Annotated in this window: 15 protein-coding genes and 1 pseudogene; 8 read left to right on the top strand and 8 right to left on the bottom strand. The window is 69.3% G+C overall.

Annotation, left to right across the window (positions count from 1 at the left end; translation table 11 throughout):
• The first annotated feature begins 51 nt into the window (after window positions 1-51).
• Window positions 52-750 carry a TetR/AcrR family transcriptional regulator gene (locus ABZ642_RS28105; protein WP_360489374.1) on the top strand — a complete coding sequence of 233 codons (699 nt, stop codon included), beginning with the start codon at window positions 52-54 and terminating at the stop codon, window positions 748-750.
• 767 nt (window positions 751-1517) lie between these two features.
• Here the strand turns inward: ABZ642_RS28105 and ABZ642_RS28100 are convergent.
• The gene (locus tag ABZ642_RS28100; RefSeq protein ID WP_360489226.1) at window positions 1518-2822 is read right to left on the bottom strand and encodes a hypothetical protein; all 1305 of its coding nucleotides are present in this window, start codon (window positions 2820-2822) and stop codon (window positions 1518-1520) included.
• Between the two features lie 470 nt (window positions 2823-3292).
• On the opposite strand from ABZ642_RS28100, the gene ABZ642_RS28095 reads away from it, so the two are divergent.
• Entirely contained in the window at window positions 3293-3838 is a 546-nt protein-coding gene (locus ABZ642_RS28095; RefSeq protein WP_360489225.1) for a hypothetical protein, read from the top strand.
• 128 nt (window positions 3839-3966) lie between these two features.
• Here the strand turns inward: ABZ642_RS28095 and ABZ642_RS28090 are convergent.
• Together ABZ642_RS28090 and ABZ642_RS28085 are read right to left on the bottom strand one after the other, a co-directional pair.
• Window positions 3967-4227, bottom strand: a pseudogene (locus ABZ642_RS28090) (transposase); the annotation flags it as partial.
• A 109-nt stretch (window positions 4228-4336) separates the two neighbouring features.
• Window positions 4337-5923 carry a GH32 C-terminal domain-containing protein gene (locus ABZ642_RS28085; protein ID WP_360489224.1) on the bottom strand — a complete coding sequence of 529 codons (1587 nt, stop codon included), beginning with the start codon at window positions 5921-5923 and terminating at the stop codon, window positions 4337-4339.
• A 223-nt stretch (window positions 5924-6146) separates the two neighbouring features.
• Here ABZ642_RS28085 and ABZ642_RS28080 point away from each other — a divergent pair, with 223 nt between their 5' ends.
• The 4 genes from ABZ642_RS28080 to ABZ642_RS28065 are packed head-to-tail and all read left to right on the top strand — an operon-like array spanning window position 6147 to window position 10756.
• Window positions 6147-7556 carry an extracellular solute-binding protein gene (locus tag ABZ642_RS28080; protein WP_360489223.1) on the top strand — a complete coding sequence of 470 codons (1410 nt, stop codon included), beginning with the start codon at window positions 6147-6149 and terminating at the stop codon, window positions 7554-7556.
• Window positions 7553-8500: a sugar ABC transporter permease gene (locus tag ABZ642_RS28075; RefSeq protein WP_360489222.1), complete on the top strand. Its 948-nt coding sequence runs from the start codon at window positions 7553-7555 to the stop codon at window positions 8498-8500. Before ABZ642_RS28080 ends, ABZ642_RS28075 begins: the two co-directional genes overlap by 4 nt.
• A gap of 13 nt (window positions 8501-8513) precedes the next feature.
• On the top strand, window positions 8514-9368 hold the full coding sequence (locus ABZ642_RS28070) for a carbohydrate ABC transporter permease (protein WP_360489221.1): 855 nt from the start codon (window positions 8514-8516) through the stop codon (window positions 9366-9368).
• Window positions 9365-10756, top strand: coding sequence for a glycoside hydrolase family 32 protein (locus tag ABZ642_RS28065; protein ID WP_360489220.1), 1392 nt, complete (start codon window positions 9365-9367; stop codon window positions 10754-10756). Before ABZ642_RS28070 ends, ABZ642_RS28065 begins: the two co-directional genes overlap by 4 nt.
• On the opposite strand, the gene ABZ642_RS28060 is transcribed toward ABZ642_RS28065, so the two are convergent.
• Entirely contained in the window at window positions 10719-11783 is a 1065-nt protein-coding gene (locus tag ABZ642_RS28060; protein ID WP_360489373.1) for a LacI family DNA-binding transcriptional regulator, read from the bottom strand. The two genes, ABZ642_RS28065 and ABZ642_RS28060, sit on opposite strands and share 38 nt — an antisense overlap.
• A 1084-nt stretch (window positions 11784-12867) precedes the next feature.
• Here ABZ642_RS28060 and ABZ642_RS28055 point away from each other — a divergent pair.
• The gene (locus ABZ642_RS28055; protein WP_360489219.1) at window positions 12868-13908 is read left to right on the top strand and encodes a serine hydrolase domain-containing protein; all 1041 of its coding nucleotides are present in this window, start codon (window positions 12868-12870) and stop codon (window positions 13906-13908) included.
• A gap of 172 nt (window positions 13909-14080) precedes the next feature.
• Here the strand turns inward: ABZ642_RS28055 and ABZ642_RS28050 are convergent, their stop codons facing one another.
• On the bottom strand, window positions 14081-16957 hold the full coding sequence (locus ABZ642_RS28050; RefSeq protein WP_360489218.1) for a hypothetical protein: 2877 nt from the start codon (window positions 16955-16957) through the stop codon (window positions 14081-14083).
• 1 nt (window position 16958) lies between these two features.
• Window positions 16959-17282, bottom strand: a complete 324-nt coding sequence (locus tag ABZ642_RS28045; protein ID WP_360489217.1) for a hypothetical protein — start codon at window positions 17280-17282, stop codon at window positions 16959-16961.
• 172 nt (window positions 17283-17454) lie between these two features.
• On the opposite strand from ABZ642_RS28045, the gene ABZ642_RS28040 reads away from it, so the two are divergent.
• Window positions 17455-17664, top strand: coding sequence for a hypothetical protein (locus ABZ642_RS28040; RefSeq protein WP_360489216.1), 210 nt, complete (start codon window positions 17455-17457; stop codon window positions 17662-17664).
• A 44-nt stretch (window positions 17665-17708) separates the two neighbouring features.
• Here the strand turns inward: ABZ642_RS28040 and ABZ642_RS28035 are convergent, their stop codons facing one another.
• Window positions 17709-20363, bottom strand: coding sequence for a hypothetical protein (locus ABZ642_RS28035; RefSeq protein WP_360489215.1), 2655 nt, complete (start codon window positions 20361-20363; stop codon window positions 17709-17711).
• Window positions 20360-21157 (bottom strand): carbohydrate ABC transporter permease, encoded by a 798-nt coding sequence (locus tag ABZ642_RS28030; protein ID WP_360489214.1) that lies wholly within the window; start codon window positions 21155-21157, stop codon window positions 20360-20362. Before ABZ642_RS28030 ends, ABZ642_RS28035 begins: the two co-directional genes overlap by 4 nt.
• Window positions 21158-21236 lie beyond the last annotated feature (79 nt).

The raw sequence follows: 21236 nt of genomic DNA, 5'->3' as shown, positions 1-21236 counted from the left end.
GCCTGGCACGCCCATCCCGTGAAAACAAGAGAGAGCGTTCTACCCGCTACCATGGGTGACATGACAAAGACGGAAGCTGGCACAGGCACCGGCCGGCGAATCTCCGAGGCCCGGGAACGGCTCTTGAGGACCGCCGGGCAGCTCTTCTACGCGGAGGGCATCCACACGGTGGGCGTCGACCGTCTGGTCGCCGAGTCGAAGGTCACCAACGCCACCTTCTACCGCCACTTCCGCAGCAAAGAAGACCTTGCCGTCGCCTACATCAAAGGCGTCGACCAGGCGATCCGCACCCAGATCGGCTCCCTGATGGCCGCGGACGTGCCGACCGACGGCATCCTGCGGGGCATCGGTGTGTCCCTGGTCGAGCAGATCCGCTCGCCCGGTTACCGCGGATGTGCCTTTCTCAACGCGGCAGCGGAATTCCCCGATCCCGACCACCCGGTCCACCGTGCCGTCGTGCAGCACCGCGAGTGGTTCCTGCAGACGATCACCGGACTGTTCGCTGAGATCGCTGCGGCAGAGGCCGATCACGCCGGGCGGCACTTCGTCATGCTCCGTGACGGTGCGGTGAGTGCCGGTTACCTCGGTGACCCCGTTCTGGCCGGCGAGACCTTGCTGCGTGGCATTGAAGGACTGGTTCGGATCCACACCGCCCGTGGGCTCGACGCGCGCGCTGCCTCCGCACCCGGCCAGGCCTCCTGGGCGGCCACGACAATTTCCGACATCGAGTGCTCGCCGCCCAGCGCGTAACCGCGGCCGGGCGCGACCATGCGCGTCGACGTGGCAGGTGGCAAGGCGCTCGGTGAACGTGTTCTGCTCGGCGGAGTCGATGTTCAGCTGGGGTAATTTCACGTAATTCCCCAGGTGCCGGTCTGTCAGACGGCTGCTGACGGGTGTCGTCAGAGGTCGATGTGCTGCTCGGAAGCCGATGCGTCATCGACCGAGCCGTAGCGCAAGACGATGTGTGCCGGGCGGAACGGCACGTCGTGCGAGGGGTGCCATCACGGCGAAGCGTGCCTCGGCGTCCGGTCCGTAGGCGTAGAGGGCCACCCCCCTCGGCATTCGTTTCCGTCGAACTCGCCGACGCCGGCTCGCTCGATCACCTGCTCAGCGGGGTGTAGTGGTCGATGACGGCACGCTCGGTGTCGGCTTCTTCCTCTGTGTTGGCCATGGGCCCGCGAGGGCCACCTCCAAGTACCCGTCAGCATGTCGAGATCACCGCCGGCAGCAACGGCGACGGGGACCAGGCGGCCGTGAAGCCCGGGGCCTGGCTCGACAACACCCGCCGCCGGCCGCCAGGCTGAGCCAAGAACGACGCAGCACTTTCGATGCCCTCGGCATGCGCTGGTAGGAGCCCGGATAGGTGAGGGCAGGCGTCCAGCCCGCTGAGCCGAAGCACGATAGCTGTCACTGATGCAGCCTTGTTGTCACCAGAACCCGGGTTGGGGCACGCGGGGATCACAGCCCAGGTGAGCGTGGCGGCCCCCGGTTTTCGGACCGAGGACCGTCGGACGGATTCAGTTGGGCGGGTCGAGGGAGAACACCGAACGGACCCCCGGCGCCGGGGCTATGCGTTCATTGATGCCCCACAGGCGGCCGGAGGAGGGGGCCCAGGAGAGGTTCTGGATGAGCGGAGGGCCGTACGTGAGCACGTGCGGCGCACTGCCGGGCTTCGCCCAGTGGATGCAGTACGGAAGGTCGGCGGTCGCCGAGTCCTTGGGATCTCGGTCCGCGTATTCGGGGCAGGTGCCGCTGAAATAGAAGTATGTGCCGTCGGTCGCCGCTCCCTGCACCCCCCAGACCGGGGTCCGGTAGCCCGCTGTGGCGCGGACGGTGCCTTCGTAATTGGTCGTGCCGTCCGTGTCGAGCAGCGTGTCTGCGGCGTTCAGCGGCCAGCGCACGATCGGGGCGCCGCCCGTCGAACGGCGGAACTCGGACGTGATGAGCCCGTCGGTACCGGTGCGGTCGAGGCTGAGGGAGGTCATGCACGGATTGAGGTCCGTGCAGGGATCGCCCTTGGTTCCGTTGTCGTAGAAACCGATCATGGGCAGGGCCCAGTTGTGCCAGCGAGCGGAGGACTTGCCGTCGCTGATCCCGACGGACTCGCGCGTGTTGTCCGACATCCGCCACAGGTGGCGCAGGTCGTAGACCTGGATCTGGTGTCCGCTCGCCACGAACAGCCTGTTGCCGTACCAGGCGATACCGTCGGCGTGACCGGCGAACGGGCTGTCGGCGGCGCCCACGGCCTGGAAGTTCCCCGTGGTCTGGGTCTCCATGTAGGGATCGACCAGCATGACGTGGTTATAGATCGTGTGGTCTCCGCCGTCGTTGTCCACGACGGAGATCCGGGCGAACTCGTTGCTGCCGGTGTTCCTGCTGTGCCAGGACGCGATGTAGACGTACTTGTCGAGCCACTTGCCGTCGGGCTGGGCGTCATGCGATCCGGTGATGCCCTGGGGCACCCAGTTGCCGGTGGTGTCGTCTGCTTGTTCCCAGCAGAAGCCGTCGACGCGGTAGGACGTGTTGAGGTTCTGGTTGCCGTGGCACAGGTACGGGCGGCCGCTGTGCCCGCTCCCGCTGAGCAGGGGCGCCAGCGAGTTGTACGCAGTCACCTTGCCGCTCGCCTCGACGGCGTCGATGGCGCGCCACCGAGACGCGAAGTCCCCGGCTGTGAGGGTCATCTTGCCGGGGTCGGATATCGGGTCCAGGGTGCTGGCCGCCGCGGCCGGCTGTGCTCTCGCCAGCATGAGCAGGAGTAATCCCAGGGTGAGCCCGACCGCCAGGTGAACCCTGAGCATCCGCTGTGTGATTGCTATGTGCATGGCAGTGAAGAGTAGCCAGGCCGTGCGGCAGGTAATACAGCGGGTCCGGGTGTTCCCTGAGTCCGAGCGGCCGTTCGCCCGCGCGACGCAGGCGGGTCTGGGCCAGGACTCTTGTGGGAGCTGTTTCAAGCGGCGGTGCTGCATCAGCCGGCCGAAGGTCCGCTCGATCACCCACCGCTTCGCCAGGGGCTCGAACCCCTTCGTCCGTGGGCGCTGGACTACCTCCACGTCGATGCCGAGTCCGGCGCCGTGGTCAAGGGTGCTGCTCTGGTATCCGCTATCGGCCCAGACCTTGGTCACGCTGGGATGGGTTGCGGCCGGCTGGGGGCAAGCCGTACCTTCCCGGCAGCGTTGCCCATGATGGTCAGGCGTGAGAAGGTGCCGCAGCCGGAGTCGCCGAGGCCCCCCCGTCCCACCGCGCTCACAGGTGACCTCCGCCCTCGCACGGCGGAAGGACAGGCCCGCTCACCATGGCCGAAACCCCCGACGACGTCCCCGGGATAGCCAGCGAGGGCCACTTCGCGGCATTCGCCCGCAGGTACCAATACCTCGACCTGTTCGCCCGATTTCTCGGCAACCCGTTCGAGCTTCTGTGCGGCCTGGCCCAGTGCGCCCTCGAAGCGTACGATCCCGGGATCGTGCTGGAACGACTGGCGATCACCGGCCCGCCCTATCCCCTCGCGGACACCCACCTCGACTGGGACGACCCGGTGCCGGAGAGCCGGTACATCATCACCTGGGTCGCCCTGTTCGCCCCCGTGACTCTCAGGGTGTGGACCCCCGCCGTCGGCACTCACGTCCTGCAGGGCGCACTGACCTGCGTCATCGCCAACCTCAACCAGCCCGAAGACGACCGCATGGTGCGGTCCTGGCTCGATCTGGACGAGCACACCCCGAGCCGCCTTCTGAAGCCGGACAGCGACCTGCTCCGCAGCCGCCTGTTCAGCGTCGGCGAATGGCTCCCCACCGACTACCCGTACGGATCCCCCGAACGCGAGGGCCGGGGCACGACCTGACGTGCCCCTCCGGAGTCAGGCTCGCGGCTTGGTCGAAAGCGGCCGACTCACCCTCTCCTTCCAACCACCGGGTGAGCCATTGCGACCACGCTGATCCCCGCCTCCCGCTGGGCCGGCAGTGCCACTGGTCATGTTCGAACAGCACTCGCGAGTGGCCTCAGCTGCATCAATGGTTTCGGGCCGGGCCGGGTGGTGGGACGGCAGCGCGTGAGCCGGCGGAGCATGAGGCCGATCATCGCCCAGCGGATCATGGTCTCCGATCGTGCCGGGCCGGCCTCGTAGTCCCTGGCCAGGCGCCGGTGGGCGGTCAGCCATGAGAAGGTGCGCTCGACAGCCCACCGCTTCGGCTGGACCCGGAAGCCGCGCTGATCGGGATCGTTGCGGACGAGTCGCCGCGTCAGCGGGGCGGAGCGCGGATCCCTCCAGGACCGGGCGGCCCATTCTGGTGTTGCCGATCGGGTTCACACGTACGGTGTGCACCCGCGCCCCTGGCCGGCCTCACAAGGAGAACTCGCGTATCACCGTGTTGCGGAACACCGCGCTGCCGCCGATCGTGAACAGCGCGAGCCGGGTGTCCAGCAGGTACGGGAACACCTGGCTGGTGTGCACGTAGCGGCCGTCGTCGACGAACATCTCCACCGACGTGCGGTCCACCAGGATGCGCAGCTTCACCGTGCCGGCGGACGGGTCGAACGGGGTGTGGCTCTCCTGCCACTTGCCGGACGTGTCGGCGTTCACCGTGTTGCGTCGGTTGAGGAAGGCGTAGTCGGCGTAGATCCCGGCATCGATGTGCCGACCGCCGTCGGGTGAGCGCCTCAACTGGAGCCCGGCGCCGGTGAGTTGGGACCAGGTGATCTCGGTCGTCACCTCGTAGGAGATACCGGTGTAGTCGAGCACCTTCGTGCCGTCCACGGTCACGTCGCCCAGGTTCACGGTGCGGGAGACATGCGAGTCGAGGCCGGCGACGGGCCGGGAGGCGAGGTAGTAGGTGCCGTCGGCCTTCTTCAGGGTGATCTCGCGGACGATGGAGTCGGTGCCGTTGAAGCCGTCGCAGTCGATGGTGGGGGTGGTGTCGGCGTAGTCCCAGTTGTTCACCCACCCGATCGCGTACCGGGCAGCCGCGTCCACCGCACCGCTCGCGTCCCGCTTCTCGAAGGTGACGGCGGCGTACCAGTCCCAGCCGTGGTCGAGCCACTGCGGCTCACTCGCCTCGGCGGTGAACGCGCTGCCGTCGAAGGAACCCGTCCAGTAGGCGTACGTGTTGGGCAGCCCCGAGCCCTTCCCGTTGGCGCTCGCGCCGAGCACCCATTTCACGGTGCCGTCGCCGGCGGTGATGCGGAACAGGTCGGGGCACTCCAGGACGCCGATGCCGTCGTGGACGAAACCGTTCACGTACGTCCAGGACTTGAGGTCGTCGGAGTGGTAAAAGCCGATCTTGTCGTTCTCGGCGAGGGCCATCACCCAGCGGCCCCGGTCCTCGTCGCGGATCACCTTGGGGTCGCGGAAGTCGGCGACGCCGGGGTTGGGCAGGACGGGGTCGGTCCCGTAGTTGTCGAAGGTGAGACCGCCGTCGGTCGAGTAGTACAGGAACTGCTCCTGATGGTCGGTGCCGCCGCCGGGGGACATGGTGACGATGACGACGACCGCGCCCGCGCCGAATCCGGCCGTGTTGCCGGTGTCGACCACCGCCGAACCCGACCAGAGATCGCCGTTGACCGTGGTGTCCTTGGGCACGGCGACCCCGCGGTCGGCGAAGGAGACCAGGTCCTTGGTGGTGGCCAGGCGCCACGCGGTGCCGACGACACCCGTGAAGTAGTCGGCGTTGTAGAGGTAGTAGTAGTGGTACTCGCCGTCGATCCAGACGGGCCGCTGCGGGTCGTTCTTCCACTGGTCGGGGACCGTGAAGTGGTACGCGGCGCGGTAAGTCGCCCCGCTCGCCGCGGACTTGGTCCTGTTCTTGGCCGTGGCCCCGGGTTTGGGTTTCGGGGCGGCCGTGGCCGTTCCGGTGGGCAGCAGCGCGGCGGCGGTGCCCGCCGCCGATCCCGCGAACAGTGATCTCCTGGAAATCCCCGATGTTCCGGGCATGACGCATCGATCCTCTCGTGGCGGCCCATGAGGGCCCGTGGCGGCTCGTCACGCACGTGAGTGCGGCTCACAACGCGGAGGGCGTGAAAAGCGGCTCGTGTGAACGAGGACTGTAGACCTAACTCGTTAAAGGTCAAGCGTTCCCGACCCTTGACAGGCCTGCCGTCCGGTTCCCATCATCTGGGGCATCAACCCTGATCTAACACGAGTTAGGCCCTGTTTGATGACTGACTCGCACCTCCTTCGCCGCACGCTGCTGCGGTACGGCGCGTACGGGGCCGGAGCAGCCGCCCTGGCCGCGACCGCCGCGAGCTGGGACCGGCTCACGGGAGCCGACATCCCCGGCCGTGACGACGGCTCCCTCGTCGTCGCCACCCTCGGCTCCGCCTTCGACCCGGCCACCGTCGACGCCCTCACCAAGGGCTTCCACCGGCTCCACCCCGACATCCCGCTGAGGGTGAACGCGGTGCAGGCCGTCGACTGGTCGGATTTCTTCGCGAAGATCCTCACCCAGATCGCCGCGGGCACCGCCCCCGACCTGGTGTATGTGGCCACCGAGGGCGTGCAGTTGTTCGCCCGGCGGCTCGGCGTGGCCCTGGACCGCTGGGTGCGGCGGGACGCGGCGGAACTGCGTGAGTACTTCGCCGACGTCCACCCCTCGCTGGTGGAGTCGATGATGTACGAGGGCAACCTCTACCAGCTGCCGATGGAGTTCAACGCCGCCGACATGTACCTCAACAAGCAGGTGCTGAAGCGGGCAGGCGCAGGGTTCCCGGCGGCCGACTGGAGCCGCGACGACTTCACCGCGCTGCTGCGGGAGTTGAAACGTACCGGTGGCTCGCACTTCACGCCGTACTTCTGGACCAACCGGCTGTGGGGCGGCGTGGTGCCCTGGCTCTTCGCGAACGGCACGAACCTGCTGAAGGAGTCGAAGGCACCCGGCGGCTCCTGGCTGTGGGACACCTTCTACCCGGCCGCCGACCGGCAGGGGCGCGGCGGGGGCTTTCGCTGGACGACCCCGCAGGCCACCGCCGACCGGGTCGAGGAGGCGTACGACTACCTCGCCTCCCTCGTCCAGGAGAACCTGTGCACCCGGCCCGAGGGCGGCAACGGCAGCAACCTGGTCGGCGTGTTCTCCACCGGCCGCGTCGGCGTCACACCGGCGGGCGGCTTCTGGGCGGGCGGCCTGCAGCTGGCCGGCATGCGGGCCGCCGACTACGACGTGCAGTACTTCCCGCGCTGGCGTACCCAGCGCCACCAGTTCGGCGCAGCGGGCTACGCGCTGCTGCGCACCTCCAAGAAGCAGGAAGCCGCCTGGGAGTTCATCAAGTACGCGGCCCGCAAGGACACCATGACCCGGCTGTTCCGGAGCAACCAGACAACCCCGGCCCGCCGTTCGATGCTGAACGCCGCCCGCTACGCCGCGAGCGGCCCGGCGCACTGGCAGGTCTTCTACGACACCCTCGACCGGTTTCCCGACACCGGCCCGATCCCCGCGCCGCCGCAGGTCGCCGAGGTGACCGACGTCCTGCTCAAGTACACCGGCACCGCGCTGGCCTCGCCGCGTGCGGTGGGTCCCGCGCTACGCCGGATGCAGGGCGACCTGGAGCAGGCCATGGAGCGTGAGGTATGACGAACACCCAGGTCCCGGCCGTACGTCCACGGCCCGCCGCGCCACCCGCCGCCGTGCGGCCGTCCGTCCGCGACCGCGGCGCCCGGCTGCTGGCCGCGCTGTTCCTGGCGCCCACGGTCGTGGGCATCGTCGTCTTCACGGTCGTGCCGATCATCGGGTCCATCGTGCTGAGCCTGTTCCACTGGAACGTGATCGACCCGCCCCGTTTCGCCGGCGGCGCCAACTACCGTACGACGTTCACGGATTCGACCGTCCTGGTCTCCTTCCGCAACACGCTCGTCTTCATGGTCCTCGCGGTCGCGCTGCAACTGCTGATCGCATTGTCGCTGGCGCTCGCGCTGAACGGGCGGATGCCGGTGTGGCTGCGGTCGGTGTTCCGTTCGGCGTTCTTCTTCCCGCTGGTGCTGTCCGCCGCGTCCATCTCGGTGGTGATGAAGTACCTGTTCAACCAGGACTTCGGGGTGGTGAACTGGCTGATCGGCCTTATCGGCGTCACGCCCGTGCCCTGGCTGACCTCGGAGCACGCGGCGATGGCCACGGTGATCCTGGTCTACGTCTGGCAGCAGTTCGGTTTCTCGTTCCTGCTGTTCGTCGGCGGTCTGAACAACATCCCCAAGGAGATCCACGAGGCCGCCGCCCTCGACGGCGCGACCGGCCTGCGCAAGCACCTCGGCATCACACTGCCGCTGCTGTCGCCGACGCTGCTCGTCGCGTCGGTGGTCGGCATCATCAACGCCCTGCAGGTCTTCGAACAGCCCTACGTCCTCACCGACGGCGGACCCGGCGACGCCACCCGCACCGTGGTGATGGTGATCTACGAGAGGGCCTTCGAGCAGCTCGACTTCGGCGAGGCATCCGCGGTGGGCGTGCTGCTCTTCGTGCTGATCATGGCGGTCACCGCCGTCCAGTTCCGGCTCAGCCGGCGTTTCGTCCACTACCAGTGAGCCGGTGAGCCGCATGAGCCAAGCAACCCCGACCCTGAGTCGCGTACGTTACTCACTCACCCCCTGGGCCCGGATCGCCGGACTGACCGTGTGCGCCCTACTGACGCTCGGCCCGGTCATCTGGACCGTCGCCACCTCCCTGCGCACCCCGGCCCAGTCCTTCGACCTGCCCCCGCAGATCATCCCGACGCACCCGACGACCGCGGCCTACCGCGGGGTCTTCCAGCAGATCGACGTGTGGCTGCTCGCCCTGAACTCCACGCTGGTGACGGCACTGATCGCCGTCGGCCAGATGATCACGGCGGGCCTGGCCGGATACGCCTTCGCGCGCCTGGAGTTCCGGTTCAAGAAGCCGCTCTTCGGCCTGGTCCTGGCGACCATGATGGTGCCGTTGCAGGTCACCATCGTGCCCGTGTTCCTGGTGCTGAAGTCGATGGGCCTCACCGACACGCTCCTCGGCCTGATCATCCCGGCCTTCCCGACGGCCTTCGGCACCTTCCTGATGCGCCAGTACTTCCTCGGTATGCCGAAGGACCTGGGCGAGGCGGCCATGCTGGACGGCGCGGGGCCCTGGCGGATCTTCCGCTCGGTGTACGCGCCGCTGGCCACTCCCGGCCTGGCGATCGTCGGCGTGCTGGCCTTCAACTACCACTGGAACGAGTTCTTCCGCCCGCTGATCCTGGAGACCTCCAGCCAGAACTACACGCTTCCGCTGGGTCTGGTCTCCCTGCAGGGCAACCTCGGCACCGGGTCGATCTCGGTGGTCCTGGCCGGGGTCGTGCTCTCGATGCTCCCCGCCGTCGCCGTGTTCGCCGTCGGCCAGCGCCCTCTCCGCGAAGGCATCACCTCGGCAGGAGTCAACCGTTGAGCAATGACCCCAACGCGCCGCGCTTCAGGGTCCGTCCGCCCGTCGGCTGGATCAACGACCCCAATGGGCCGTTCCGTTGGGGGGACCGCTACCACCTCTTCTACCAGCACAACCCCGACGCACCGGTGCACGCGAACGTCCACTGGGGTCATGCCTCCAGCACCGACCTCGCGCACTGGGAGCATCACCCGATCGCGCTCGCCCCGACGCCCGGCGGACCCGACGAGGCCGGCTGCTGGTCGGGCTGCGTGACCGACGACGCCGGCACACCGACCGCCGTGTACACGGGAGTCGACCATGCCCACACCGGACTCGGCACCATCTGCCTGGCGCGGGCGGCGGACCCGGACGACGAGCGGCTGACCGAGTGGAAGCCGCTGCCGACGCCGGTGGTGACAGGGCCGCCGCCGGGACTGGACGTGGTGATGTTCCGCGACCCGTTCGTCTTCCGCTGCGGGGACAGGCGCTGGGCCCTCGTCGGGGCCGGGCACGCCGACGGCACGCCGTCGGTCCTGCTCTACGACTGCGACGACCTGACCGAGTGGCGGTTCGCCGGTGTACTGCTGGACGGCAGGGACCCGGTGGCCGCGGGCGCGTTCGGCGACAAGGCGGTGGGCTGGGAGTGCCCGCACCTGTACCGGACAGCAGGCGGCGACCACGTGCTTCTGGTGTCCCTGTGGGACGGAGATCCCTGCTCCACCGGATACCTGACGGGCCGTCTGCAGGCCGATGGTCAGGGCTCGTTGAGGTTCGTGCCGCGCGTCGGCGGCCGGCTCGACCAGGGGCGGGACTTCTACGCTCCCGCCGTGCTCCAGGAGCCGGACCGCGCACTGCTGTGGGGCTGGTCGTGGGAGGCCCGCCCGCAGGAGGAGATACAGCGGGCCGGATGGGCGGGCGTACTCACCGCGCCACGGGTCGTCGACGTCCACCCCGACGGTTCACTGCGTGTGAGTCCGGCTCCGGAACTCGACTCGCTGCGCCCGGTCGAGCCGTTCGTCACCGCGCCGGGCCGGATTCCGCTTCCCCACACGTACGACCTGACGATCACCGTCTACGAACCGACCACGGTAAGCCTGCTCCGGGACGTGTCGGGCCGCGAGCTGACCGTCCGGGCGGACCCTGCCTCGGGGACCGTCGTCCTCGACCGCAGTGCCTGGCCCCGGACCGGCAGGGAAGGCTCCGCCCCGATCACCGCGCACGTGCCGAAGGCGCCGGAACTCGCACTCCGACTGCTCGTCGACGGCTCGCTCCTCGAACTCTTCGTCGCGGAACGGGCCATGGTCACCGAGCGCGTCTACCTGCGCCCCGGCGACATCGCCGAGCTGGCCGTCGACGGGCCGCGTGTCCGGGTCACCGGGTGGGCGCCGGACCCACGGAGGCGCGGCTGACCACAGGGCAGGCCAGGCGCCGGACGGTCGCGGGCGGCGTAGGGCCGGCTTCGATGGCGTCCAGGAGCAGCCGGGCCGCCGCCTCGCCCATCGCCCGGTGCGGCAGTGCGACCGAGGTGAGCGGCGGGGTGAGGAACGCGGCCATGTGCTCCTGGTCGTCGTAACCGACCACCGACAGATCGGCGGGCACGTCGATCCCGAGCCGGGTCGCGGCGTGCAGGACACCCGCCGCGACCCGGTCGTTGTAGCACAGGACGCCAGTGGGGCGGCGGCCCGGCTCGACCCCGTCGAGCAGGCGCAGCGCCCCCGCGTATCCCGCGGAGATCTCCCCGCCGCCGCGCACGATCCACTCCGCGGGCAGGGTGACGCCCTCGGCGCGCAGCGCGTCCCGGAAGCCGCGGGTACGTTCCACCGAGGCGATGTCGTCCAGACCGCCGATCACGGCGAGCCGGCGGTGGCCCGCACCGAGCAGCAGCCGGGCCGCGCTGCGGCCACCTGCGCGCTCGGCAGGGACCACGGCGGGCAGGGAGTCGTCCTCGGGCAGGCAGTTGGCCAGCACGGAGTGGGTGCGGTGCAAGCCTTCGGGGACGCGGACCCGGCGCAGTGACATGGCCGCGTAGATGATGCCGTCCACGCGCCGGTCGAGAAGTTCCGCGACGGCCGCGTCCTCCTTGGCCGGATCACCGCCGGAGTCGACGGTGAGGACGAGATGGTCGCTGTCCCAGGCGGTCTCCATGGCGCCGCGCAGCAGCCGACCGGCGAACGGCGAGGACGCGATCTCGTCGGTGACCAGCCCGATCACGGCCGTACGGCGACGGCGCAGACCGCGGGCCACCGGGTCGGGGCGGTAGCCCAGCCGGGCCGCTGCCTGCCGGATTCGTTCCTGGGTGGCGGGGGAGAGGTTGCCCTCGGCTCGGCCGTTGAACACGAAGGACACCGCGGTGTGCGACACGCCGGCGAGCCGGGCGACGTCCCGTGACGTCGGGCGCCCGGTACCCGTGCTCCTGCTCTCCTCGGCACCGCCCACGCCGTCCGCCGCCCTCACCCAGCCCGTCCCTGTCGATCACCGTCCACCCTATCCGCGGGGAGCGCCACGGCACACGGGAGATCCTCAGGGCGCCGCGGCGTGGGCGTCCGATTTGATCACCGGATACCGCGCAGGGCGGGGACCGCTTCGGACTGGGCGTAAGCACGTCGTCCGTCGGCGATGCCGACCCACCGGCCCGGTGGAGGGTAGCGCGGGCCGAGCCGCGCAAGCCGCTCACGACGACCGGGCTGTGGTGGTGGACCTGACTGGCGCCCTCGCTAAGGGTGACGTCCTTGGTCCGGTGGACGGTGTTCTCGATGACCCAGTGCACGCGTGCCCGGGCCGCGATCTTCTTCGCGGTGGCCTGCTCGGCGAGCAGGCCGGTGACAGCGTAGGCGGTCTCGGCCTGCCGCTCCTTCTCGCCGATGCGGCGGCGCTTGCGGCGGACGCACACCACCTGGCGGGCATGCGGGAAGCGCGGTCTGCTGACGGTGACGATCTTGACTTCGCGGATCTCTTCCCAGGGGTTCGTGGTCCGTAGGTGAAGCCGGCCGGTCGTCACGGGACATCGAGGTCGAGCTCAACAACTCGCCGCAACCGCTCGTTTCGCGGACTCCACCCAGGAAAACACGGTTGAGTAACCGATATTCATCTTTTTCACCCCCCGCCTTCGACTATTCTCCGAAGGATTCCCCAGGGCCGTGCCGGGGCCGCCGGAGGTGGCTTCGCCTCAGGGCCGGGCGGCAACTCGCCGGGCGGAGTCGTGTGTTCTCCTTCCCGTCCCCCGATCGTGCCCGACGGCCTTCCCGGATTCTCGAAGGAGCATGAATTGCGTGTGAATGTGCGTGTGCGACGGCGCCCGCAACTGACGGGGTTTCGCGCAGTAGCAACGGTTGCGGTGTCCGCGGCCCTCGTCGTGCCCCTCGCTGCGACCCCGTCGAGTGCGAACACGGTGCACGAGAGTGTGGCGGTCCGCGAGAGTGCGGCCATCGGCCCTCGGACGCCCTCGGCGGTCCGACAGGACGGCACTGCGCAGACACGCGCTCACCTGCGGGAGTTGGCGCGGAAGTTGGTGGAAGAAGGAGTGCCTGGGGTCATCGTGCGGGTGGACGACGGTCACGGCAGGCCCATCGAGATCTCCGAGCAGGCCGCCTGGACGAAGAAGGACCATCGGCTCAGGGCGGACGACGAGGTGCGAGAAGCGTCCAACACCAAGACGGTGATGGCCACCCTCGTCCTGCAACTGGTCGCTGAGCACAGACTCGCCCTCACCGACCCGGTCGACAAGTGGCTGCCCGGCCAGGTACGCAACGGCAGAGCGATCACCCTGCGCATGCTGCTCAACCACACCAGTGGGCTGTTCGACTACACCGACGACCCCGCCCTCGCACCGGCCCTCACTGGCCGGGACTCCCACGTATGGACGTCGAAGGAAATCCTGAGCCTGGTGAGCAGACACCCGGCACTGTTCGAGCCCGGCACCGAGTGGTCGTACAGCAACACCAACTACATCGCGATCGGTGCCGTCCTGGAGAAGGCCACCGGTAAGAAACTTGCGGCGCTGGTGCGGGAGCGGATCGCCGGACCCCTGGGGCTCCGGCACACCTTCTACGCCACCGGCTCCGCCTGGCACGACCGGCACGCGCACGGCTACGAACCTGACGCCGCCCACATGCCACCGGACGTCCCCGACGAGTTCAGGAACTACGCCGGACCGCAGCACGACGACCACGTGGACGTCACCGGCGACTACGTCACGGCCGACGGAGCGGATGCCGCGATCGTGTCCACCGCCGGTGACTGGTCCCGTTTCTACGGCGCGCTGATGTCGGGCCGCCTGCTGCCCGCCGCCCAACTGGCCGAGATGCGCACCACCGTGCCGGAGGACGGGCCGGGGGACCCGGACGAGCTCGGCTACGGGTTGGGCATCGAGACGGCGAAGACCGACTGTGGCACGGTCTGGGACCACGTCGGCGTCGTCCCGGGCTATGCGACCTACAACGTCACCGATTCCACCGGCCATCGCACGGCCGCCTTCTTCTTTGCCACGTCCACTCTCAACAAGCAGGCGCACCAGACCGGCGCGGCCCTGATGGACGCGGTCAACTGCGCCATGTTCGACTGACCAGTGCGTTTCCGTGGGAGCCGCCTCCGGATCATGATGTGAGACGCGCAACTGAGCGGGTTTAACTTGGTTGATCGGGCAGCGAGTTGCCGTGGGGGTGGTGTCCGGGAACAGGTGCACGTGGAACGAGGAGCGGGCGACGGGATCCGGTCGGTCGACCGGACCCCCGCTGTCAGCCGATGCTCAGGTCGTCGATGTAGCCGCGGTAGCCGCCGGTCGCGCCCGGGTGGTCGAAGCCGACGAGCACCTTGCTGATCGCCTGCCCCGCCCCGACCGTGCCGAGGTTCACGGTGACGTGGTTCCACCTGTCGAGCGCGAGGCGTCCGCATTGCCCAGCCGGATGGATCCCGTTGCCGGACTGGTCGGTGGCTCCGGAATCCCGCAGGGCGCTGCCGTCGGTGAAGATCAGGTCGATGGCGACGCAGGTGCTGCTGCCGGATCCGGCGGACACCCAAGGTGTGGTGGCATCGGACTGCGGGAAGATCCAGTAACTGAGTGTCGTGTCGCCGCGGACGGTGAGCGGTGCACCGTTGAAGCCGTAGACCTGCAGGTACGCGTGGTCGTACGAGCCGCCGTTGGCGTAGCCCGAGTACATCAGCGCCGCGTCACCGGTGTGGGCCTGTTCACCGGTCCGCACGGCCGCCTGGGGGCCGGTAAGGCCGCAGCACAGGCCGGTGATCCCGTAGTTGCCGTCGCCCTTGGTGTCGACGTCGTCGACGGTGTCGGTCCAGGTCGGCTGGGTCTGTCCGGTCTCGAAGCCGGTGGTGAGCGAACTGGTCGTCCCGGCCTTGGCCGGCTGGGACAACGCGTGCCGGACGGTGGCCTCGCTGGTTCCGACCGGAGCGAGGTCGATGGTCTGGCCGACGGTGGTGTGCAGTTTGATCGTGGTGCCCGAGAGAGTGCCCTTGTGGACGCCGTCTACGTAGTACTCCATGGCCTTGCCGGGCCAGGGGTTGGTGACGGTGAGGTTCTTACCGGACTGGCTGGTGATCCGGACGTATTCGACGGCGTTGTCGCGGATGCTGCTGGAGACCAGGAAGTTGTCGTAGGCGAGCAGGCCGCCGAACTTGGCGTTTGAGTTCGCGGGCCAGTTCGGGAAGACCTTGATGTCGTGCTGGAAGGACTGCAGGAGCATCTCGTCGAGCCCCGAGGTGGTGACGTTGAGGTTCTCGATGCCGCCGCCGTAGTGGTGCACCGCCATGTTCGAATACGAGGAGGCGGTGGCCTCGGCGTGCAGTTCCTCCATCAGCGTGCTGGGGTTGTAGCCGACCATCGCCGCGGCCGCGTACAGGGTGGCCGGGGAGTTGTCGCTGTGCCAGTTGTTCAGCTGCGTGACGGTGTCGCGCGCGGTCCGAAGCAGGTCGGCGGAGCTGTTCAAGCCCACTTGCAGGCCCGGGTAGACGGCCTGCACGGCCACGTCGTTGCCGTCGCTGACCCAGCCGGACCCTTCGGAGGTCTGCCGGAAGACGGTCTGGCCGTTGCGCTCCATCGTGGGCAGCGGCGCGAGGTGGCTGTCGATGTGCTGCCAGGTGCGGACGAGCGAGTCGTCGGTGTGCAGGTCCTTGCTCATGTCGATCAGACCCTGGAACAGCAGGTGCACCAGTCCGAGGGAGAGAATGCTGTTGGTCTGCGGGTAGACGCCGCCCTCCTGCGGCGCGTCGTTCTCGATGCTGTACGTGCCCGTGGCCGCGTCCCAGGTCAGGTAGTCCTGCCAGAACAGTCCGACCTGCCGGAGGTAGGGCAGGACCTTGCGCGCGTAGGAGGCGCTGCGGGTGTACTCGTACTTCATGACCATGTCGCTGGCGAAGTTCACGGCGTCGGACTTCTGGTTGTACAGGTCGTCTGCGGCGCTGGTGCCGTTGGGAGATATGCCCACCGGGTACAGCACGCCCTGGTAACCGGCTGCCGCCGCCTTCGCCTTGCCTCTCGGCATCCAGTCCAGGATCGGGTCGTCGTAATTGCCCATCTGGGCAACGTGGTTGGTGGACAGCGCCGGATAGAACGCCGCTTCGTAGTTGTAGTTGGCGTGATAGTCGCCGAACCAGTTCATGGCCCCGGTGGTCCAGTTGCCCCACAGACCGGGAGCGTACTTCCCGGCGCGCGAGACCGAGCCGAGCAGATACAGCGAGCCGTACCAGCTCTTCTCCACGGCCTGGTCGGGGATCTGCACGAACGACCGGGACCAGTACGCACGCCACCAGGACTCATGGGCCGCGTACAGCTTCGCCAGTGAACCGTCGGTCAGTGTGGCGGCCGTCGAGTGGGCGACGGACCGGTAGCGGGGCGTGTCGTGACTGCTCTGTATCGCCGCCGCGAGGGTGTAGGTCACGCCGGGCTTGAGAGTGAGGCTGATCCGGTCGCCTGACGGTCTCGCGGACGTGCCGCGCACGTTCGTCGCGATACGAGCGTGGGGGTTGCCCGGCGCGTCGGTGGCGCCGGCCTGCACATCGGCGTCAAGGACACCGTCGTCGCTGGAAGTCGCCGGAGTCTTTCCGAGGCCGTCCTGCACGGTGACGGTCGCGTCCTGCGCGCGTGAGCCGGACAGCCGCAGCGTGGTGACGAAGAGGTTCTGGGTGGCCGAGACCCAACTCCTTGACGAGAGCGTCTGGTCGCCGAGCGTGTAGGTGCCCTCGACCTGCGCCTGCGCGATGTTCTGTACGACGTGATGGTCGGCGCCGGCCAGCCCCGGGACGGCGAGCACGATCCGGCCCAGCGGCTCGATGCCGTTGGTCGCGGTGGAGAAGAAGTCGTTCTTGCCCAGGTAGAAGGTCTGGTCGTCGATGGAGCCGCCGACCGCGACGCCGACGTCGCCGTTGCCCATCAGCGGGGCGTCGACGGTCTCGCCGTTGGCCAAGGTGGTGGGCGGGGAGTGCCACTCGCCCTGGAACCGCGCAACGGTGCGCAGCGCCTGGGCCGCCGTGGGGTCGCTGAGCGCCGGTACGGCGGCTGCGGCCGACGTGCTGCCTTGGACGGCGGTGAGGCCGATGGCAACCAGGGCCGCGGCCAGCAGGGTGCTGATGCGTCGCCGGTGACGAAGTGAGGATGCCACTTCATGTGACCTTTCTGCTCGTCGTACATCCGGATACCGCTCTCCTTGAGCGGGCGTGTGAGAGCGGCGGGGTAGCCTCGCGCAGGGTGGTGCCCTCCAGCCCGGCCGGAGCCTGCGGGTCCTGGGTGTCCAGCCACAGGTCGACGGCGCCGACGAGGCTGTCGCGGTGCCGGTCCAGGACGGGCCGGTCGACGTAGAACGGCCGGCGTGTGGTGCCCGCTCCGGTATCGGCCGGCTGCCCCACATTGCGCCCGGTCCCGCCGGTGATCCCGGCCTCGGCGTAGCGCTTGGGCAGGTCCGCGTACCAGAGCCGGTCGTACGGCACGAGGGCCGCTCCCGGTCCGGCGACGACCGTGACGGCATCGGGCGGGGGCCTCGGGCTGCGGCAGGCCGGTGAAGAAGTCGGCGAGCCCGGCCCGCGACAGCGCGGCGAAGTCCGGCTCGTCCGCCGGCTCCGCGGACGCGGTGAGGGCGAGGATGTCCTGCCAGGGTGCGAAGTGTTCGCGCGTGTCGATCTGCTTCGAGGGGATGTCGCGGGCGGCCAGCGCGTCGCGGATGCCGCTTGTGACCGTCTCGCCGTCGACGACCACCGGGCCGTCGACGGCGAGGACCTGCCCGGGAGCGAGCCCGGCGACCGCGTCCCGGTGTCCGGCACCGACCTCGCCCGTGACACGGTGGCAGGGGTCGGCTTCGTAGCCGCGAACTGACGGCATGACGATGTCAGCCTCTCTGCCAGTACGGTCTGGGGCGGTCAAGCGAGCGGACCGAGTTGCGTGAGTGTCCCGACGCCCTCGACGGACAAGGTGGCGGGCAGTGGCGCCCACCCGCCGGCGGCGAACGTCGGGTTGATGTCGAACAGGGCCGAGAGCACCGCCTCCGCGCCGGCCGCGCCCGCGATGTTGTCGCGGGTGGCGGTGCCACGCTCGGCCACCCGTGCCTGGTACTGCCCGTCCGGACCGGTGACGATCTCCATGGCCTGGCCCCACAGCCCACCCGAGGCGGCGGCGGACAGGCCGCGCAGAAGGGCGATCGCGCGGTCGCGATAACCGAGGCGGGCCAGGCCGTGTGCGGTGATGCCGGGCCAGGCGGCGAAGGCGCCGGCCGCGCCGTGGTCGGGACGGTCGGAGGCGGCGGCGATGGGATCGTCGGGGCTGAGTGCCCGCATCCATCCGCCCGCCAGGAGACGGCCGGTGACGAAGTCGGCCATCTCCCGGCGCGCCCCGTCCGGAAGTTCGCGGGACAGTGCCGCCGTGACGAGGCCGAAGTCCAGGCAGTGCCCGATGGTGTCGGTCCCGTCCGGGCGGAGTATCCGCCAGCGGCCCGACCCGGCGTACAAGTCCACTAGTGCGTGGGCCAGTTGACCGGCGTCGGTGTCAGCCCGGTCGGCATCCTTTGCGCGGCCGAGCCGCCGGTACAGTGCGGCCAACGAGCGCGTCGAGGCGACGTACGCGCCGTTGAAGGAGGCGACGACACCGGTGTAGGTGGGCACGCACTCCAGCAACTGCCACGGATCGTCACCGAAGTCGGCGAGTACGCCCCCGGTGGCCGGGTTCCGCCGCTCGCGCCACCCCAGCCCGAGCCGCTCCAGGTGGGTGAGAACGGTCGCCCCGCCGGTCGTCTCGTCGAGGAAGGCGAGGTCGCCGGTGACGCAGACATAGTGCTCGACGAGCCGGAACAGGGCGTAGTCGGTGGAGCTGTAGGCATTGCCCAGGGGCCCGCCGCCGAGGTTCTCCACACCGAAGGAGTCACGGTAGGGGCCGGCCAGAACCCGCAGCAGCCAGGAACGCAGCCCGGCCGGTTCCAGCAGGGCGTACAGGCGGCTCCACTCGCAGTGGTCCCAGAAGTAGGTGGTCGTGGGGCCGAGCCGGGGGCCGCCGGTGAGGAACACCGGCTCGCCGGGCCGGATGCGGGTGTTGCGCAGGTACAGCGCCTGCAGAGCTCCCATGTAGTAGGTGCGCGCGAGCCCGGTGTCCTCGGTGGTGAAGGTCGGCAGGTGCCCGGAGAACTCGGGGTTGCCCGGGGTGAACATGCTCGCCCACAGCCGCCGCCAGCCGTCCTTCCCGGACCGCGCCGTCGCCTCGAAGTCCTGCGCCGCGGTGCGGGCCTGGACCGAGACGCTGTCGGGGTCGGTGCCGTACGCGCAGGCGATCCCGATTTCCACGCTCCGGCCGGGCTCGATCCGGCAGGTCCAGCTCGCCCGCCCACCGGCGCCCTCGCTGCGCAGCTCGCGGGGCGGATGGGTGAAGGCGTAGGCGGCGTGCGCCGGCGATCGGGAGTCCGTGAAGGCGACCGTTCCGTTCTCGATGCGGGAGATCCAGCGGCGTGACTCGGTCCAGTGCCGGGTACGAGCACGTTCTGCTCCCGCGAGCCGCAGTACGACGTGGTCGGCGTCGACTTCGACGCGGATGCGGTGCCAGTCGCCGATGGCGAGTTCGGCGTCGCTGGACTCCCGTTCCCCGGTGATGCCGAGCCACAGCCGGCCGTCCTCGACACCGACCTGCAGCGAGTCGGGATGGTTGCCGTGCGTGAGTACCGTTCCGGACTGTGCCGCCGTATCGAGACGCAGCTCGAAGCTGATGGTCGTGCCGGGGGAGAGCGTGAAGGGACGAAGAGAGCTCTCGTCGTCGGGTGTCAGGGCGATCGGGCCGTCGGCCCGCAGGATCACGTCGCCGTCGGCCGCCGTCACCCGGAGCCCGCGTACGCCACCCTCGACGCCGGCCCGCGGCTCCGGCTCCTTGTCGTGACTGACGTGGGCAGGCAACGCGTCGTCGAGGAGCATGGGGCCTTGCTCCTCATCGCGTTGGATCCCTGGGACGCGGGGCCTGCCGAGGCGCAGGCGTCGCGGGGCGGGGGACAGCAGGTAATGCGGCTCGCGTCCGCCGGTGGTGGCCCGGATGCGTTCCAGCGCCATGAAGTCGTGGTGCATGCCGTGGTTCCACGGGCCGTCGTACAGCCAGCCGTACCCGGTCTCGGAGTGGGCGACCATCGCGAAGAGATCCTGGGCCAACTCGGCCGTGCGCGGCGTGGCGCTCTCGTTGGTGACCGTGATCCGCCACAGGAGCAGGTCCCGGGACAGCGCCATGCGGGTGTCCGTGGTCAGCGACAGTCCGTCGGGGCTCCGGTGTTCGCGTTGCACGCCCCACGGTTTCCACAGGAACCGCTGGGCGGCCGGGACATGGCCGTCCACGCGCAGCTCGCCGGTGTGATACCCGAAGGTGAACGGCGGAGCTGCCAGCCAGGACAGGGAGGTCAGGTCGTGGTTGACCTGCGCCTGCCCCTGCTGGTTGCGCAGGGAGGGCAGGTGCGCGATCTCGTCCGCGCCGACCCAGTGCCCGGCGACGTCGTCCAGGTCCGGGACGCCGGTGCTGCCGATGCCCGCGGCCCGGGCGGCGGTGTTCGTGGTCACTTGGTGGCTCCCGAGGTCAGTCCGGCGATGAACTGCTTCTGCAGCGCGAGGTAGCCGGCGACGGGAATGACCGCTGCCAGGAGCATCACCCCGAACAACTGGGCGTAGTCGGTGGAGAACTGACCGACCGACAGATACAGCCCGGTGGTGATCGTCTGACCGTGCAGCGGGCCGAGGATGAACTGCGGATTCATGAAGTCGTTCCAGATCCACAGTGAAAGGAAGATCGTGACGGTCGCGGTGGCCGGGCGCAGCAGCGGCATGACGATCGTCCACCAGACCCGCAGACTTCCGGCGCCGTCCACGGTCGCGGCCTCGATGATCTCGCCGGGGACCGACCGCAGGAAGCCGGAGTAGACGAACACCGCGAACGACAGGTAGCCGCCGCCGACGTTGGCCAGGACAAGGCCCGGATAGGTGTGGTCCAGGTGCAGGAAGGTCAGGATGCGGATGGTGGGCAGCAGGATCACCGCGGGCGGGATCATCAGGCCGGCCGCGAAGCCCGCCAGGACGATTGCGCGCAGCCGGGACGAGCGGCGGGACAGCCAGAAGCTCAGGGCCGCGCCCAGCGGGATGATCAGCAGCACCGAGACGACCACGGTGACCGCGGAGTTGGTCAGCCCGATCTGGACGATCCGGTCGGGCCGGGCGAGGGCGTCCGTGAGGTTGTGCGTGGTCGGCGGAGCGGGGGGAGCCGCGGGATCGCGGACGATCTGGTCCTGCGTCTTGAATGCGTTGACGATCGTGAGATAGACGGGACTGACGAAGGCGAGCGTGAGCAGACCGGCTGCCACGAGGTGTCCCCGCGTAGCCCAGGGACGGCGGCGCGGGTGCGGCACCATTACTGCCCGCGGGGCCACGGTCCGCTCCTGG

It is taken from the genome of Streptomyces sp. NPDC007157 (assembly GCF_040634235.1).
Lineage (GTDB): Bacteria > Actinomycetota > Actinomycetes > Streptomycetales > Streptomycetaceae > Streptomyces.
Note: the sequence above shows the minus strand (reverse complement) of the source record. Positions and strands in the feature narration are given on the sequence as shown.

What these genes read in the sequence shown, in the direction of transcription:
- ABZ642_RS28105 (WP_360489374.1), top strand. Translation starts at nt 52, where the DNA reads ATGGGTGACATGACAAAGACGGAAGCTGGCACAGGCACCGGCCGGCGA.
- ABZ642_RS28100 (WP_360489226.1), bottom strand. Translation starts at nt 2,822, where the DNA reads ATGCACATAGCAATCACACAGCGGATGCTCAGGGTTCACCTGGCGGTC.
- ABZ642_RS28095 (WP_360489225.1), top strand. Translation starts at nt 3,293, where the DNA reads ATGGCCGAAACCCCCGACGACGTCCCCGGGATAGCCAGCGAGGGCCAC.
- ABZ642_RS28085 (WP_360489224.1), bottom strand. Translation starts at nt 5,923, where the DNA reads ATGCCCGGAACATCGGGGATTTCCAGGAGATCACTGTTCGCGGGATCG.
- ABZ642_RS28080 (WP_360489223.1), top strand. Translation starts at nt 6,147, where the DNA reads ATGACTGACTCGCACCTCCTTCGCCGCACGCTGCTGCGGTACGGCGCG.
- ABZ642_RS28075 (WP_360489222.1), top strand. Translation starts at nt 7,553, where the DNA reads ATGACGAACACCCAGGTCCCGGCCGTACGTCCACGGCCCGCCGCGCCA.
- ABZ642_RS28070 (WP_360489221.1), top strand. Translation starts at nt 8,514, where the DNA reads ATGAGCCAAGCAACCCCGACCCTGAGTCGCGTACGTTACTCACTCACC.